The 15,287-nt window shown below is 72.3% G+C and carries 15 protein-coding genes; 9 read left to right on the top strand and 6 right to left on the bottom strand.

Annotated elements, in window-relative coordinates:
* Positions 1 to 8 precede the first annotated feature (8 nt).
* From OHA72_RS02505 to nudC, 3 genes are read left to right on the top strand one after another with little or no spacing between them, the layout of a single operon-like run.
* The gene (locus OHA72_RS02505) at positions 9 to 1,304 is read left to right on the top strand and encodes a M16 family metallopeptidase (RefSeq protein ID WP_327011423.1); all 1,296 of its coding nucleotides are present in this window, start codon (positions 9 to 11) and stop codon (positions 1,302 to 1,304) included.
* Complete coding sequence (locus tag OHA72_RS02500; protein WP_327006245.1) at positions 1,301 to 2,632, top strand: M16 family metallopeptidase; 1,332 nt, start codon at positions 1,301 to 1,303, stop codon at positions 2,630 to 2,632. The genes OHA72_RS02505 and OHA72_RS02500 overlap by 4 nt, the downstream gene beginning before the upstream one ends.
* Before the next feature lie 2 nt (positions 2,633 to 2,634).
* Positions 2,635 to 3,540 (top strand): NAD(+) diphosphatase, encoded by a 906-nt coding sequence (gene nudC / locus OHA72_RS02495; protein ID WP_442788694.1) that lies wholly within the window; start codon positions 2,635 to 2,637, stop codon positions 3,538 to 3,540.
* Here the strand turns inward: nudC and OHA72_RS02490 are convergent.
* Both OHA72_RS02490 and OHA72_RS02485 read right to left on the bottom strand, forming a co-directional pair.
* The gene (locus tag OHA72_RS02490) at positions 3,521 to 4,138 is read right to left on the bottom strand and encodes a hypothetical protein (RefSeq protein ID WP_327006243.1); all 618 of its coding nucleotides are present in this window, start codon (positions 4,136 to 4,138) and stop codon (positions 3,521 to 3,523) included. The two genes, nudC and OHA72_RS02490, sit on opposite strands and share 20 nt — an antisense overlap.
* Positions 4,139 to 4,177: 39 nt before the next feature.
* Entirely contained in the window at positions 4,178 to 4,423 is a 246-nt protein-coding gene (locus OHA72_RS02485) for a mycoredoxin (RefSeq protein ID WP_327006242.1), read from the bottom strand.
* A gap of 76 nt (positions 4,424 to 4,499) precedes the next feature.
* Here OHA72_RS02485 and OHA72_RS02480 point away from each other — a divergent pair, with 76 nt between their 5' ends.
* From OHA72_RS02480 to OHA72_RS02470, 3 genes are all read left to right on the top strand, one after another.
* The gene (locus tag OHA72_RS02480; protein ID WP_327006241.1) at positions 4,500 to 6,617 is read left to right on the top strand and encodes an ATP-dependent DNA helicase UvrD2; all 2,118 of its coding nucleotides are present in this window, start codon (positions 4,500 to 4,502) and stop codon (positions 6,615 to 6,617) included.
* A 130-nt stretch (positions 6,618 to 6,747) separates the two neighbouring features.
* Entirely contained in the window at positions 6,748 to 7,374 is a 627-nt protein-coding gene (locus OHA72_RS02475; protein WP_327006240.1) for a hypothetical protein, read from the top strand.
* A 118-nt stretch (positions 7,375 to 7,492) separates the two neighbouring features.
* Positions 7,493 to 7,876 carry a WhiB family transcriptional regulator gene (locus tag OHA72_RS02470; RefSeq protein ID WP_327006239.1) on the top strand — a complete coding sequence of 128 codons (384 nt, stop codon included), beginning with the start codon at positions 7,493 to 7,495 and terminating at the stop codon, positions 7,874 to 7,876.
* Positions 7,877 to 8,180: 304 nt separating this feature from the next.
* Here OHA72_RS02470 and OHA72_RS02465 read toward each other — a convergent pair whose 3' ends face one another.
* The 3 genes from OHA72_RS02465 to OHA72_RS02455 form a co-directional block, all read right to left on the bottom strand.
* Positions 8,181 to 9,533, bottom strand: a complete 1,353-nt coding sequence (locus OHA72_RS02465) for an ABC1 kinase family protein (protein WP_327006238.1) — start codon at positions 9,531 to 9,533, stop codon at positions 8,181 to 8,183.
* 9 nt (positions 9,534 to 9,542) lie between these two features.
* Positions 9,543 to 10,610 carry a TOMM precursor leader peptide-binding protein gene (locus OHA72_RS02460; protein WP_327006237.1) on the bottom strand — a complete coding sequence of 356 codons (1,068 nt, stop codon included), beginning with the start codon at positions 10,608 to 10,610 and terminating at the stop codon, positions 9,543 to 9,545.
* Positions 10,611 to 10,854: 244 nt separating this feature from the next.
* Complete coding sequence (locus tag OHA72_RS02455) at positions 10,855 to 11,010, bottom strand: DUF5679 domain-containing protein (RefSeq protein WP_425516560.1); 156 nt, start codon at positions 11,008 to 11,010, stop codon at positions 10,855 to 10,857.
* Positions 11,011 to 11,384: 374 nt separating this feature from the next.
* Here OHA72_RS02455 and OHA72_RS02450 point away from each other — a divergent pair, with 374 nt between their 5' ends.
* Positions 11,385 to 11,909: a M48 metallopeptidase family protein gene (locus OHA72_RS02450; protein ID WP_327006236.1), complete on the top strand. Its 525-nt coding sequence runs from the start codon at positions 11,385 to 11,387 to the stop codon at positions 11,907 to 11,909.
* Positions 11,906 to 12,508: a hypothetical protein gene (locus OHA72_RS02445; RefSeq protein ID WP_327006235.1), complete on the top strand. Its 603-nt coding sequence runs from the start codon at positions 11,906 to 11,908 to the stop codon at positions 12,506 to 12,508. The genes OHA72_RS02450 and OHA72_RS02445 overlap by 4 nt, the downstream gene beginning before the upstream one ends.
* Before the next feature lie 300 nt (positions 12,509 to 12,808).
* On the opposite strand, the gene OHA72_RS02440 is transcribed toward OHA72_RS02445, so the two are convergent.
* Positions 12,809 to 14,173, bottom strand: coding sequence for a zinc-dependent metalloprotease (locus tag OHA72_RS02440; protein ID WP_442788492.1), 1,365 nt, complete (start codon positions 14,171 to 14,173; stop codon positions 12,809 to 12,811).
* 56 nt (positions 14,174 to 14,229) lie between these two features.
* Between OHA72_RS02440 and OHA72_RS02435 the strand changes: the two genes are divergently transcribed.
* A complete protein-coding gene (locus OHA72_RS02435) occupies positions 14,230 to 15,255 on the top strand; it encodes a YlbL family protein (RefSeq protein WP_327006234.1) in 1,026 nt (341 codons plus the stop codon).
* The last annotated feature ends 32 nt before the right edge of the window (positions 15,256 to 15,287 follow it).

Raw genomic sequence — 15,287 nt, 5'->3', positions numbered from 1 at the left:
GTCCCGCTGTGCGGATCCCCGCGTCCAAGTATCCCGTCGAGCGCCTCACCCTCCCCAACGGCTTGCGGGTGGTGCTCACGCCCGACCGGGCCGCACCCGTCGTCGGCGTCGCGGTCGTCTACGACGTCGGCATCCGTTCCGAGCCGCAGGGCCGCACCGGCTTCGCCCACCTGTTCGAGCATCTGATGTTCCAGGGTTCGGAGAGCCTGGAGAAGCTGGCCCACTTCCGTTACGTGCAGGGCTCCGGCGGCACGTTCAACGGTTCGACGCACTTCGACTACACCGACTACTTCGAGACGCTGCCGTCCAACGCGTTGGAGCGGGCACTGTTCCTCGAGGCCGATCGGATGCGCTCGCCCCGTCTGACCGAGGAGAACCTGCGCAACCAGGTCGACGTGGTCAAGGAGGAGATCCGGGTCAACGTGCTCAACCGGCCCTACGGCGGGTTCCCGTGGCTGCGGCTGCCGCCGGTCATGTTCGACACGTTCGCCAACGCCCATGACGGCTACGGCTCCTTCGACGACCTGGAGTCCGCGACCGTCGCCGACGCAGCCGACTTCTTCGACCGGTACTACGCCTGCGGCAACGCGGTCCTCGCGGTGTCCGGCGACTTCGACGTGGCGACGGCGACCGCGCTGATCGAGCGGCACTTCGGTGACGTGCCGTCCCGCCCGGCGCCGGCCCGCCCCGACTTCACCGAGCCGGACCTGACCGCGGAGCGCCGCTCGTCCTACGAGGACCGGCTGGCCCCGCTGCCGGCGGTCGCGGCGGCGTGGCGGGTGCCGGATCCGATCAACGACCTCGAGGCGTACCTGCCGTACGTGGTCCTGGCCGAGGTCCTCACCGACGGCGACGCGTCCCGGCTGGTGGAGCGCCTCGTGCTGCGGGACCGGACGGTGACCAGCGTCGGCGGCTACGTCGGCTTCATGGGTGAGCCGTTCGCGGTGCGCGACCCCACCGCCCTGGTCCTGCAGGCGCACCTGCCCCCGGGCGGCGACGTCGACAAGGTCCTGCGCACCGTCGAGGAGGAGTGCCAGCGCATCGCCACCGACGGCCTCGCACCCGACGAGCTCAGCCGCACCCAGGCCCGCATGGCCACGCACCTGCTGCGCGACACCGATGCGGTGCTCGGGCGGGCGCTGCAGATGGCGGTGCTGGAGCAGCAGCGCGGCGAGCCCGAGCTGCTCAACCAGCTCCACACGCTGATCGGTGGGGTCACCGAGGAGCAGATCATCGCCGCGGCGGCCGAGCTGGTCCCGTCGCGCCGCGCCGCGGTCGAGGTCATTGCCGGAGGAGCCAAGTGACTGCCGAAACCCTGGTCCGCACCGTGCCGGTGCTGGGGCCGAACCGCCCGCTGAAGCTGCCCAAGACCGTCGAGCGGACCCTGGACAACGGCCTGACCGTGATCGCGCTGCGCCGCTCGTCGGTGCCGCTGGTCGAGGTCCGGCTGCGGGTGCCGTTCGCGAAGGCGCACCTCGCCCGTGCCGCGCTGCTGACCCAGACGGTGCTGTCGGGCACCACCGCGATGTCGACCGTCGACATCGCCGCCGAGCTGCAGAAGGTCGGCGGCGGGCTGTCCGCCGGCGCCGACCCCGACCGGCTGCTGATCTCCGGCAACGCCCTCGTGGGTGGCCTGGACCGGCTGCTGGACCTGCTCGCCGAGGTGCTCACCGACGCCAACTACCCGGCGGAGGAGGTCGGCACCGAGCGGGCCCGCCTGGTCGACCGGATCCGGGTCGCGCAGAGCCAGCCGAGCCACCTGGCGCGGGCCGCCCTGCTCAAGCGGATGTACGGCAAACACCCGTACGCCATCCAGACCCCGGCACCGGAGCAGGTCGAGGCCGTCACCCCCGGCACGCTGCGGACCCTGCACGCCGAGCGGCTGCACCCGGCCGGGGCGACGCTGGTCATCGTCGGCGACATCGCGCCGGAGAAGGCGATCGCCGCCGCCGAGCGGATGCTGTCGAAGTGGGACGGCGCGGGCTCGGCGGTGGAGCTGCCGCCGACCCCGGAGCTGAAGCCGGGGCCGCTGACGCTGGTCGACCGGCCCGGCTCCGTGCAGTCCTCGCTGCGCCTGGCGCTGCCCGCGGTGTCCCGCCGGCACCCCGACCACGCCGCGCTGCAGCTGGCCAACCTCGTGTTCGGCGGCTACTTCTCCTCCCGCTGGGTGGAGAACATCCGTGAGGACAAGGGCTACACGTACGGGCCGCACTCCCTCGTCGAGCACGCCGTCGCCGGTTCGGCGCTGGTCGTCGCCGCCGAGGTGGCCACCGGCGTGACCGGCCCGGCGCTGCTGGAGACGCTGTACGAGCTCGGCCGCCTCGCCAGCCTCCCGCCGAAGGAGGACGAGCTGGAGCAGGCCCGTCAGTATGCGCTCGGCACCCTCCAGCTGGGCATGTCCACGCAGGCGGGGCTGGCCGGGCTGGTCTCCACCTACGCCGGTTTCGGGCTGCGCCTGGACTACCTGGCCGAGCATGCCACCCGGCTGGCCCGGGTCAGCCGGGACGACGTGGCGGCCACGGCCGCGCAGTACCTCGCGCCGTCCCGGGTCGCGGCCGTGGTCCTCGGCGACGCGGAGCAGATCGAGAAGCCCCTCGCGGCCCTGACGGCGGTCACCCGAGCCGCATCATGACCATCGGAGAAGCCCGGTCCGGACCGCCGCTCGCGCGGGGTGCGCTGGACCGGGCGGCCCACCGCCGCACCGACGCCGACTGGCTCGCCGAGGCCTGGACCCGCTCCCGCGTGCTCGTCGTCGACGACGGGCACGTCCTGGTCCGCGGCGACGACCCGCCGGACCTGGTACTGATCGACCCCGCCGACGCGCCGCAGGGCGAGCGGTTCTTCCTCGGCGAGGACACCGACGGCAGCGTCTACTTCGCGGTCGCCGCCGACGTGACGGTGCTGCCCGGCACGCGGCGGGTCAACCTGCGCCAGATCGGGCACTCCCTGCCGGACCTGCCGGCCGGGTTGTTCATCACCGCCGTCGGGCTGGCCAACTGGCACTCGCGGCACCCGTACAGCCCCCTCAGCGGCAAGCTGACGGTCCCGGCGCACGCGGGGTGGGTGCGGACCACCGAGGACGGCACGGAGACGCTCTGGCCGCGCACCGACCCCGCGGTGATCATGCTGGTGCACGACGGTGTCGAGGGACCCGGCGGGTGCTGCCTGCTCGGGTGCAACGCACAGTGGCCCGCCGCCGGCGGGATCCGGCGGTACTCCACACTCGCCGGATTCGTCGAGCCGGGGGAGTCCGCGGAGATGGCGGTCGCCCGTGAGGTCCTGGAAGAGGTCGGCGTCGTCGTCGGCGAGGTCACGTACGTGGCGAGCCAGCCCTGGCCGTTCCCCGGCTCGCTGATGCTGGGCTTCCACGCCACGGCGAAGGTCGGCGCGGCGATCGAGGTCGACACCGAGGAGATCCTCGAAGGCCGCTGGTTCTCCCGCTCGGAGATCGCCGGTGTCCTGCGGGGCGACTCCCGCGCCTTCGGCCTGCCGTTCCCCGCGTCGATCGCGTACTACCTGATCACGGAGTGGCTCGGCTGACCGCCTCGCGGTGCCACTGGCCGCACCAGCGGTCGAGGACCCCGGCGGCGTGCGCCGGGGTCACCTCGCGGATGTCATGGTCGATCTTGTGCGCCCCGAAGGCCTGCGTCGGGTGCCAGCCCAGGTCGCGCCACAGCGCCTCCTCGCTCACCCCGCCGGCCGGGTCGACGCACCGGCGCAGCAGCGACAGCGGCGCCTCGGGCGTGGAGTCGCCGTCGAGCCGGACGAAGTACGTGATGAGCAGCCGCGGCGCGGGCGGCGGACCGGACCGCCAGGCCGTCAGTGCGTCGTCGGTCAGCCTGGCGTCCGGCTCGGGCGCGGGCGCGCGGAAGTCGCTGCGCTGCATCTGCCCGAGGAAGTCCTGCTCAGGGGCGAGCCCCTGGTCGAGGACCTCGGCGACGAAACGCTCCGGCCACAGCCACAACCCGTCGGTGTGCAGCACACCCGGGCCCTGCCCGCGGCCGATCACGGTGCCGCCGGACAGATAGTCGGCGATGCGCTGCCGGCGTCCCGGGTCGGCCACCCTCGGCCGCTCGGGCGCGTGGTAGGTCCGTGGTCCCCGGGCGCCGGCGACGGCGAAGTCGCGAGCCACCCGCATGCCGGTCACCGTAGTGAGCCGGCGGCGCCGTGTGAAGGGTCAGCTACGGACCGCGTTGGCCAGCTGGGCCTTCACCTGGACGATCGTCGGGTTCGTCAGGGCGGTGCCGTCGTCGAACTTCAAGGTCGGGACGGTCTGGTTGCCGCCGTTGACGCTCTCGACGAACTTCGCCGCGGCGGGGTCCCGCTCGATGTCGACGACCTGGTACTGGATGCCTTCGCGGTCCATCTGCGACTTCAGGCGGTGGCAGTAGCCACACCACGTGGTCGAGTACATCGTCAGCATCGGGTCGTCTCCTCCGTCGGGCTCTCGGTAGGTACTTCGGCGGAAACGTCGTACCCGGCTGGAATGATGCCTACCTGTGGCGGACTCCTCAAACCCACTCACCGGACTTGACCCGGAGCAGGCGGCCGTGGTCACTGCTCCGGCCGGGCCCCTGTGCATCCTCGCGGGCGCCGGCACGGGCAAGACCAGGGCGATCACCCATCGCATCGCCCATCGGGTCCGCTCCGGGCACGTCCGGGCCCAGCACGTCCTCGCCGTCACGTTCACGGCCCGGGCCGCCGCGGAGATGCGGGCCCGCATCGGCCAGCTCGGCGCGGGCGGGGTGCAGGCCCGCACGTTCCACGCCGCGGCGCTGCGCCAGGTCCGCTATTTCGCCCCGCGGCTCTTCTCCGGCCGTGAGATGCCCGAGCTGCTGGACAGCAAGGCCCGCATGGTCGGCCTGGCCGCCACCCGGGTCGGCATCAAGGTCGACGGCACCGGCGCCCGGGACCTCGCCGGCGAGATCGAGTGGGCCAAGTCGTCGCTGATCGAGCCCGCCGACTATGCGGTCGCCGCGGCCAAGGCGCTGCGCGAGCCGCCGTTCGACGCGGCCAAGGTCGGCGAGGTCTACGCCGCCTATGAGCGGGTCAAGCGGGCGCAGGGTGTGATCGACTTCGAGGACATGATCCGGGCCGCGATCTGGGCCATGGAGGAGCACGAGGACGTCGCGCAGCAGATCCGCTCGCAGTATCGGCACTTCGTCGTCGACGAGTATCAGGACGTCAACCCGATGCAGCAGCGGCTGCTGGAGTCATGGCTCGGCGACCGCGACGACCTGACCGTCGTCGGCGACGCGAGCCAGACGATCTACTCGTTCACCGGCGCCAGCGCGTCCTATCTCGTCGACTTCAAGCGCCGCCACCCCGACGCCACGATCGTGCGGCTGATCCGTGACTACCGGTCCACCCCGCAGGTCGTCGGCCTGGCCAACTCCGTGATCGGCCAGGCCCGTGGCGAGCTGGCCCGGCTGCGCCTGGAGCTGATCGGCCAGCGCCCGCCGGGCCCGGAGCCGACCGCGCGATCGTTCCCCGACGAGGCGCAGGAGGCCGCCGCGGTCGCCGCCCGCTGCGGCGAGCTCATCGCCGGGGGCACGCCGGCCGAGGAGATCGCGGTGCTGTTCCGGGTCAACGCCCAGTCCGAGGTCTACCAGGAGGCCCTCGCGGAGGCCGGGGTGCCCTATGTGGTGCACGGCGCCGAGCGGTTCTTCGAGCGGGCCGAGGTCCGGCAGGCGATGATCGCGCTGCGGGTGGCGACCCGGTCCCTCCAGGCGGACGCGCCCCTCGCGGAGTCGGTCGGCCTGGCCCTGGAAGGCGTCGGCTGGCGGCCCGCCGAGATCCCCGCCGGCGGTGCCGCCCGGGAGAAGTGGGAGGCGGTGGCGGCGCTCGTCGCGCTCGCCGAGAGCATGCCGGCGCTGACCCTGGAGGCGTTCAACGAGGAGCTGGCCCGCCGCGCCGCGCTGCAGCACGTGCCGACGGTCGCCGGGGTCACCTTGTCGTCGCTGCACTCCGCCAAGGGCCTGGAGTGGGACGCGGTGTTCCTGGTCGGCCTCGCCGAGGGCACGATGCCCGTCATCCACGCCCGCACGCCCGACGCGGTCGAGGAGGAGCGGCGGCTGCTCTATGTCGGCGTCACCCGGGCCCGGCACACCCTGTGGCTGTCCTATGCGGGGGCCCGAGCGCCCGGCGGGCGTCCCCGGCGGGCCAGCCGGTTCGTGCCGTTCCTGGAGCCCGGCCGTGGCTATGAGCCCGGCCGCCGGTCGTCGTCGGGCAACGCGCGGCCGGGCATCGGCAAGGGCGAGGTGGTGGCCAGGGTGCGGCGCACCGTCGCCGTGTCGTGCCGGGTCTGCGGCGCCGGGCTGCTCAGCGGCCCGGAGCGCAAGCTGGGCCGGTGCACCGGCTGCCCGGCCGACCGTGACGAGGAGCTGCTGGCCCGGCTGCTCGACTGGCGGGCCCGGCTCGCCGCCGTGCAGAAGGTTCCGGCGTTCGTCGTATTCACCGATGTCACCCTCGCCGCGATCGCGGAGCGGCGCCCGGGCCGCCGCGAGGAGCTCGCCGTGATCGCCGGCATCGGCCCCCGTAAGCTGGGGCTCTATGGCGACGACGTCCTCGCGCTGGTGTCCGGCACGACCGTGGAGGACCTCGTCGGCAGCGACTGATTTCGATGCGCGGAAAAGTGACAAGAACTTTTCCCGGAAATTCGATTGCACTAGCCTGAAGAGGCGACATAGCCTGCGAACACGAACGCCGGAGCCCCGGCAGTCGGCCCATGACGAGTGTGGAGAGAAGGTGCGACCCGTGAAGCTCTATATCTCAGCCGAGCTACAGCCGGCGTTGCGCGCCCTCCGCGCCCCGTCCCCGGTGTCGGCACGCCGTGTCCCGCCGTCAGTTTCGGCCCTGTGGCAGGAGTCTGCCGTCAGAGGCGCCTTCGCGGGCGTCACTGCCGCGTCTGCCCCGGCCCGCAAACTGTCCGCCGCTCAGATGCCGACCGCTTCCTTGATCCCGACCGTTGCCTCCGCTCCGGCTGCTGCCCCGATCGCGTCCTTCGCGGTCACGGGTGGCGTCGCGGCCCTGGGCGGCGTCGAGGTTCCGGGCGGCGTCGGAGTCCAGGGCGGCACGGCGACCGGCGGTTCCATGGCCGGTGTCTGCGCGACCGGTGCGTTCCAGGTCGACCTGAGGGTCGACATGGACGCCGATCGAGTCGACACCACCGAGCACGGCACCACCGAACACGGCACCACCGAGCGCGTCCGCATCGTTGAGCAGGTCCCCGCCGTTGGCGTGGCGCTGCTCGACCGGCGGGAAGTCCAGGTTCAGGGGACCAGTGGGCTCACCGCGAACGACAAGCACGACCTGACGGCTCCGAAGCCCAACGGCGGAGTCCGCGGCACACCACCTCGAGGCAGGCCGGTCTAGCAGACCGACCAACCGGCTCACCTCGAGGCCGCGGAACCCGACACCGGGATCCGCGGCCTCAGTTTTTTGCACCGACGATCACCACCAAACGATCGAGAAACAGAAAGGGGTGACCGGGATGAGCCTGGCCTTGGCATCGCGCGATGTGCGCGTTGAGTCGGGTGTCGACGAGCGTCTCCTTGTCGCTGCGCGAGGCGTGAAGTCCGACCTGCCGTGCCGCACCTTCGACCCGGACCTGTGGTTCGCTGACTCGCCGGCCGAGCTCGAGCTGGCCAAGTCGCTCTGCGTGGAGTGCCCTCTGCGCGTCGAGTGCCTTGCCGGTGCGATCGAGCGCGCCGAGCCCTGGGGTGTCTGGGGTGGCGAGATCTTCGAGCGCGGTGCGGTGGTTCCGCGGAAGCGTCCGCGGGGTCGTCCGCGCAAGGAGGACGTCGCTCGCGACGCCGTCCTGCGGGTCGAGGTTGCCGCTCGTACTGCTGCCGTCGCCGCAAGTATGGCGGCCTGACATGAGTGCACATCCGTTGCCAGCCAGCCGAGGTCTGCGCGCCGCGCAGCCGACCCGGCTTCAACTCACCGAAGTTCGCACCATTCCTATGAGGAGCATGGCCGTGTCTTTGCAACTACTCCACGAAGCACTATCACGAGCGCGAATGCGTCAGCCTCAGGCTGTCCGTCACTCTGAGGCTTCTTCGTCCGCCCGTCAGATCGCGATGCGCGCCCGCCGTGAGCAGGAGCGTCAGCTGAGCCGACACTGATCCGACCCGCAGCAAGGAGGGCGGGCCTCCCGATCGGGAGGCCCGCCCTCTGCGTCATTCCGCCTTGCGCCTGCGCGGTTTCTTCGCCAGTTCCTTCGGCTCCGCGAAGCCCGGCAGCCACCGCTCGATGATCTCCCGGTAGGGCGCCTCCGCCTCCAGCTGGCACAGCACGCCGATCGAGCCGAGCGTCACCCGGTGGGTCAGCATGTAGGACGGCGGCAGGTTGAGCTGGCGGCTCATCGCATAGGCGGGGCTCTTCGGGTTGGCGAGCCGGCCCGCCTCCGCGCGCAGCCATGCCCGGCTGAAGCGGAACCTCGGCTCGGCGACCGGGTCCAGCATCGGCCTGATGTACCCCAGCACCGCCGCCGCGTCGATCTTCGCGTCGCGCTTGACGAACCCCTCGTCCTGCAGGCCGGTCAGGACCGCGTCGGCGTCGCCGGCGAGGGCGAGCCGGGTCAGCCGGCCGATCACTTCGGGGTGCCCGCCGGGGAGCCGGGCGACCGCACCGAAGTCGAGGACCCCCAGCCGCCCGTCGGGCAGCATCCGGAAGTTGCCCGGGTGCGGGTCGGCGTGCAGCAGCTCCACCCTGGCGGGCGCGGAGAAGTGCAGCAGCGCCATCCGGGTCCCGGCGGCGTCGCGCTCCTCGACCGTGCCGGACGCGATGATCGTCGACAGCGGCACGCCGTCGATCCACTCGGTGACGAGGACCCGCGGCGAGGACGCGAGCACCTGCGGCACGCAGATGTCGGGGTCGCCGTCGAAAGCGGCCGCGAACGCCCGCTGCGAGGCCGCCTCCAGCTCGTAGTCCAGCTCCTCGGTGACCCGGTCACGGATCTCCTGGACGAGGGGCTTCACGTCGAGGCCCGGCTGGATCGCCTTGAACAGCCCGGCGAACCGGGCCATCTGGTTGAGGTCGGACCGCAACGCCTCACCGGCGCCCGGATACTGCACCTTCACCGCCACGTCGCGGCCGTCAGCCCAGATCGCGCGGTGGACCTGGCCGATGCTGGCCGCGGCGGCCGGCTTGTCGTCGAACTCCTTGAACAGCTCCCGCCAGTCCTCGCCCAGCGACTCATGCAGCACCTTGTGCACGCTGGCGGCCGGCAGCGGCGGCGCGGCCTCCTGCAGCTTCGTCAGCGCCGCCCGATACGGCCCGGCGAGGTCCTCCGGCAGCGCGGCCTCGAAGACGGACAACGCCTGCCCCATCTTCATCGCACCGCCCTTGAGCTGCCCGAGGACGCTGAACAGGTGCTCGGCGGTGCGGCGCTGGACATCGGCGGACACCACGTCGGCGGCCATACCCGTCACACGCTTGCCGAGGCCGAGCGCGGCCCGCCCGGCCAGCCCGAGAGGGAGTGACGCCAGTCGTGCGGTGCGGGCGACGGCGCCCCTGGGGATCTCGGTCACACGTCATTCTTACCCGTTCATGGCGGTACGACGACGGCGACGACAGTCACAGCGGGGATGCGCCACCCATTCCCGCCGTCTCAGCTCACCGGCGCGGGGGATCTCGACGATCGCCGCCTCGGTCCGCGGCACCGTCCCGTCGAGGAACGCGAGCACCTCGTCGGCGGCGAACGCGACCCCCGCGAGCGCGGTCGCCGACGCGCACGGCTCGCCGTCGCCGGGTGGCGCCGTGGCCAGTTGCGCGGCGAGCACCGGCCAGATCGGGTCACGGTCACGCCGGTGCAGCTCCAGGCACGCCCTGCACGGGGAGCCGCTGGGGCGTACCAGCGGACCGACGAGCACCGTGCCGAGCCGCACGGTCAGCTCCAGCCGTGGCAGGCCCGCCAGCCGCAGCCCCCGCCTGGCGAGCGCGGGCGGGTGCCGGTCGCCGACGCGCACCACCAGGTCGACGGTGTCCATCCGGGTGGCGGACAGGTCCGCTCCCGGGGCGAACCTCGCTACGGCGTTGCCGGTCGCGACCGCCCGTGAAACTCCCACGTCGTCGGCGCGCAGGCCGCCGACCAGCACGTCCGGGACGCCGGTGACACCGTCGACGACCGGGTCGACGTGACCGACCCCACTTGCGGCGAGCAGGGCGGCGAGCGGAGCCAGCAGCGGACCGTCCCCGGCGATGACGACGCGGGAGGCGTACCGGCGGCGCAGCACGTCCGCGGGGACACCCTGGCCGCCCGGGACCTCGGTGCGCAGCCGCAGCGCGATCGCGGCGGCCTCGACGCTCAGCCGGCGGTGCACCCGCTCCGGCAGGCCCACCGGGACGAGCGCGTGCGCGGCGACGACCAGCCCGACCTCCCGCAGGGTCTGCACGAGGCCAAGCACCTCCGCCGCGGCGAGCCCGAGCGCCTCACCGGCGGCGAGGACGGCGGGCTCGGTGTGCGCGCCGTCCAGCAGGTCGAGCACGCGGGCCAGCTCCGGGCGCCGCAGGTGCAGCACGACGGCACCGGCGGGGTCGGTGCCGAGCTGGACGGTGGACGCGTCCCGCCACAGGCGGCGCAGGTTCGGCAGGAGTGTCGGTCGCATGACCGGCGAGACTGCCACCGGCGCGGACTCCGGCCGGGGTGGTTGTCCACAGGGATATCCACCGCCGGCCGGACTTGTCCACAGCCAGCCGCCGAGTTGTCCACAGCGAAAGGCGCAAACGCTTCATACCGCGCGGGCCAACCTTGCTGCTCTAGCGCGACGATCTCGGGGCTCACGCGCCGGGCGGGGGGCGGCGAGGAGCCGGATGTGTACGGCCCGTTGACGGCGGCCGTGCCTACCTGCGTCAGGCCTTGCCGAGGATCCGGTTGACCGTCGTGCCACAGACCGGGCAGGCGCCCTTGGCCATCTTCATGCCCGTCTTCGAGATCGCGATCTCGCCCTCGAAGTCCCGCTTCTCCTTGCACTTGACGCAGTAGCCGTTGTACGTCTCGGCCACGATGCCCTCCTCATCTCGGTCCGGTGCCCTTGCGCGCACCGGTGCTGACCAGCTAGGTCGACGTGGTGAGTGTGCCTTGTCGGACACTCGGGGAAAGTGCGGTAAGACGGGACACGCCGAGCGTAATCGGAAGATCTTCCTCTAACCGCACGCTACACACTATGCACAGGCTGGGGATAACTGTGTGGGCAACGGTGTGGGTTGCTGTGGATGAAATGCCTCCGAGTGGCCTCACCAGGCCGACAACCGGTGGAATCTTTCCGGCGAGCCGCCACGAATGGGTGACATACGGGCGCCCTCCGCGAGATTGGGCCTTGCGGAGGGATGGCCGTTTCCAGCTAGCGTTCCTCCGTGAGCGGTACCCTGAGGGGGCCGGCATGACACGCAAGCCGGTCATCGAGGTGCGGCGCAGCAAGCGCCGCCGTCGCACGGTGTCTGCCTACCGTGATGGTGAGCGGGTCGTCGTGCTGATCCCCGCGCAGTTCTCCCGGGCGGAGGAGCGCGAGTGGGTCGATCGAATGCTGGAGCGGCTCGCCGTCCGCGAGCAGCGGGCCAGGCGCACCGACAGCGAGCTGACGGCCCGCGCGCAGCGCCTCGCCGCCCGCTACCTGCCCGATCACCCCAGCGCGGCCCGTCCGACCAGCGTGCGCTGGGTGCAGAACCAGAACGGCCGCTGGGGGTCGTGCACGCCGGCAGACGGTACCATCCGGATCTCGCACCGGGTCCAGGAGATGCCGGACTGGGTGATCGACTACGTGCTGCTGCACGAGCTGTCACACCTGGTCATCGCCAACCACAGCGCCGCCTTCTGGGCGCTCGTCGGCCGCTACCCGAAGTCGGAGCGGGCGCGGGGGTATCTTGAGGGGGTGTCAGCGGCGGCAGGTCTCGGGATCACTGAATGACCGTCCCGGCTGTCTCCGCGGCGGTGATCGTGCTGCTCGTGCCCACCCCGTGGTCACCACCCGGCATCGACCCGTCCTCGTGGCGCGCCGCCCTGGCTGAGGACGTCGTCGACCTGGTCGCCCCGCTGCCGCTCGTCCAGCCGGCCATCGCCGCGCTCGCCGCCGACCTGCCGCTCGCGGCGAAGATCGCATGGCCGAGCATGCCGCTCTACGAGCTGCCCTCCCTGTCGATCCGCGCCGCCCTCGCCGCCGCGGCCGCCGACGGTCACGAGCGCGCCGTCGTCCTCATGGCCGACGCCCCCGACCTCCCGGCGATGCTGATCGGCAAGATGATCCGCCCCCTGTCCACCCGCACGGTCGCCGTCGCCCCGGCCGCCGGCGGTGGCCTGCTGGGCGTGGCGACCCGCCTGCCGGTGCCCTCCTGGCTGCCCGATCTCGACCCGGAGACCGGCGACGTGGTGACGGCCCGCCGCCCCGCCCCCGAGCCGACGATGGTCGCCGCGGCGCCGGGCTGGCACCGCCTTCGCAGCCCCGAGGACCTGCGCCACCTGGACATGGGCCTCGACGGCTGGGATGCCACCCGCTCCCTGCTCTCCTGACCCCCTCAGCGCCCGGCGACGCCCGATCCGTCCCCCGTGCCGAATGCCCCGGTCGTGATCCAGAGAAGGATCCGGCCGTCGACCCGCCTCGGTGCTCCGCGCCGCGCCCGGTGGCCCCGTCTGCGCACGCTGGGCGTCTGCGCACTGCCGGCGGCAGCGCGGGGTCGGCTCGTGATCGTGGAACTTTCGTGGGTGCGGGGGACCGCGGAAGTTCCGTGATCAGGCAGGGGGTGGAACGCGAACAGCGGACCGGGTCGCCAGGGTGGCCGGGTCCGCTGCACGGTTGATGCGGGGAAGTTGCTACTCCGTCGGAGTGTCGCCTTCCTTCGGCGGGTCGCCGGTCTCGTCGCTGAAGCCGAGGTCGCTCAGGTCCAGCTGCGTCCGGGCGAACAGGTCAGGGTCCGCGAACGCCTCCTCGTCGGGCAGGAGGTCGGGGTGGTCCCAGAGCGCGTCGCGGCCCGCGACGCCGCGGTGCTCGGCCAGGGCCGCCCACAGGGCCGTCGCCTCGCGGAGGCGGCGGGGGCGCAGCTCCAGGCCGACCAGGGCGGCGAAGGTCTGCTCGGCGGGCCCGCCCGCGGCCCGGCGGCGCCGGAAGGCCTCGGAGAGGCGGATCACGTCGGGGAGGCGGTCACCGGCGGCGCGGTCGACGACGTGGCAGACCCAGCCCTCGATGAGGGCGAGGGCGGTCTCCAGGCGGGCGAGGGCGGCACGCTGCTGCGGCGTGTCCTCGGGCGTGAAGATGCCCTCCAGGACGAGCTCCTGCGGGTCGTTGCCGAGGGTCGCGGGGTCGATGCGGCTCATCGCCTCCTCGATCGCCTCGCGGTCGACGTGGATGCCGGCCGCGTAGGCCTCGACGGCGGCGAAGACGTGGCCGCGCAGCCACGGGACGTGGCCGAAGAGGCGCTGGTGGGCGGCCTCGCGCAGGGCGACGTAGAGGCGGACCTGGTCGTCGGGGATCTCCAGGCCGCGGCCGTATTCGGCGATGTTGGCCGGGACGAGCGCGGCGGTGCCGGCGGTGCCGAGGGGCAGGCCGATGTCGCCGGCGGAGAGGACCTCGGCGGCGAGGGAGCCCAGGGCCGTGCCCAACTGGCCGCCGAGCAGGGCGCTGCCGAGGGAGGCGACCATGGAGGTCATGGGGCCCATCTGGGCGCGCATCTCCTCCGGCACCAGCTCCGTCATCGCCGAGACCATGCGGGCGGCGACCGGGTCGCAGAGCTTGCGCCAGACGGGCAGCGTGGTGTTGAGCCACTCGCCGCGGCTCCAGGCGGCGGTCGAGCGCACGCCGGAGGGCAGCGCCGACTCCGGGTCCAGCCACAGGTCCGCCAGGCGGAGCGCCTCGATGACCGCGGCCCGCTCGGCCGGTGTGACCGACGGGTCACCGACCGGCTTCGCGGCGTCGGGGTCGGTCGTGTTCGCTGGTGGCGTAACCGCGACGCCGGGCATCGCGAAGCCGACCGGGAACTGGGCCATGCCGCCGGCGGGTCCGCCACCGGTCAGGTGGGCCTGGGCGAGCTGGCGTGCCAGATCCCAGTTGACCGGGCCGCCGCCGGGCGTGGCGAACATTTGCTGCAGCTGGCTCAGAAATTGCTGCATCTGGCGCGGATCGTTGGGATCCGGCACCTCGCCGCCGGGCGGACCGAAGCCGAACGGGATGTCTGCGGGCATGTCCCAAAGGTACTCGCTTCCCATGCTTGAAAACTGAGAGCGCTAGGCTCGCCGCCATGAGACGTCGTGGCGTGACCGTGTTGGTCGGCGCGTTGCTGCTGCTGTTGCTGTCCTGGCAGACGGCCGAGCTGACGGTGCCCTATGTCGAGATGGGGCCCGGTCCGACCTACAACACGCTCGGCGCCGGCGACGACGGAAAGCCGATCATCAACGTCAGTGGCGCGCCGGTCACGAAGTCGGCGGGGCAGCTGCGGATGACCACGGTGTCGGTGCAGCCGCAGATGACGCTGCTCGAGGCGATGATCGGCTGGTGGCAGGATGACCGCGCGGTGGTGCCGCGTGAGTTGATCTACCCGCCGAACCGCACGGAGCAGCAGGTCGAGGAAGACAACAAGAAGGACTTCCAGGCGTCGCAGTCCTCGGCGGAGACGGTCGCGCTGCGCAAGCTCGGCTATCCCGTCCTGGTGGCCGTCGACGAGGTGTCCGCCGGCTTCCCGGCCGAGGGGCAGCTGGAGAAGGGCGATGTGATCACCGCGATCGACGGCACGCCGGTGACGTCGCTGGCGAAGCTCACCGAGCTCGTGCGGGCCAAGCCGGCCGGGACCTCTCGTCAGGTCGACATCACCCGCGGCACCGAGAAGCGCACCGCCACCGTGGCGACGAAGGCCGCCGACGACGGCACCCCGCGCCTCGGCGTCGTGGCCAAGACGTCGCAGCCGCACCCGTTCCAGCTGTCGATCCAGCTGGACCGCATCGGCGGGCCGTCGGCCGGGCTGATGTTCACGCTCGGCATCATCGACACCATCAAGGAAGAGGACCTGACCGGCGGGATCGTCATCGCCGGCACGGGCACCATCGACGAAGAGGGCAACGTCGGGCCGATCGGCGGGATCCCGCAGAAGCTGGTCGCGGCGAAGGCCGCGAAGGCCAAGGTCTTCCTCACCCCGGCGGCCAACTGTGCGGAGGCCGTCGCCAATGCCCAGCCGGGCCTGCCATTGATCAAGGTCAGCACCGCCGACGAGGCGCTCGCCGCGCTCGAGCAGTTGCGGGCCGGTCGTACACCACCCGTGTGCAGTCCATGACTACGCTGAACGGGTTTCCATACGCGAACGGG

The sequence above is a fragment of the Dactylosporangium sp. NBC_01737 genome (genome assembly GCF_035963215.1).
Lineage (GTDB): Bacteria > Actinomycetota > Actinomycetes > Mycobacteriales > Micromonosporaceae > Dactylosporangium.
Note: the sequence above shows the minus strand (reverse complement) of the source record. Positions and strands in the feature narration are given on the sequence as shown.

What these genes read in the sequence shown, in the direction of transcription:
- OHA72_RS02460 (WP_327006237.1), bottom strand. Translation starts at nt 10,610, where the DNA reads ATGCGACCGACACTCCTGCCGAACCTGCGCCGCCTGTGGCGGGACGCG.
- OHA72_RS02470 (WP_327006239.1), top strand. Translation starts at nt 7,493, where the DNA reads ATGAGCCTGGCCTTGGCATCGCGCGATGTGCGCGTTGAGTCGGGTGTC.
- OHA72_RS02490 (WP_327006243.1), bottom strand. Translation starts at nt 4,138, where the DNA reads ATGCGGGTGGCTCGCGACTTCGCCGTCGCCGGCGCCCGGGGACCACGG.
- OHA72_RS02485 (WP_327006242.1), bottom strand. Translation starts at nt 4,423, where the DNA reads ATGCTGACGATGTACTCGACCACGTGGTGTGGCTACTGCCACCGCCTG.
- OHA72_RS02435 (WP_327006234.1), top strand. Translation starts at nt 14,230, where the DNA reads ATGAGACGTCGTGGCGTGACCGTGTTGGTCGGCGCGTTGCTGCTGCTG.
- OHA72_RS02450 (WP_327006236.1), top strand. Translation starts at nt 11,385, where the DNA reads ATGACACGCAAGCCGGTCATCGAGGTGCGGCGCAGCAAGCGCCGCCGT.
- OHA72_RS02445 (WP_327006235.1), top strand. Translation starts at nt 11,906, where the DNA reads ATGACCGTCCCGGCTGTCTCCGCGGCGGTGATCGTGCTGCTCGTGCCC.
- OHA72_RS02440 (WP_442788492.1), bottom strand. Translation starts at nt 14,173, where the DNA reads ATGCCCGCAGACATCCCGTTCGGCTTCGGTCCGCCCGGCGGCGAGGTG.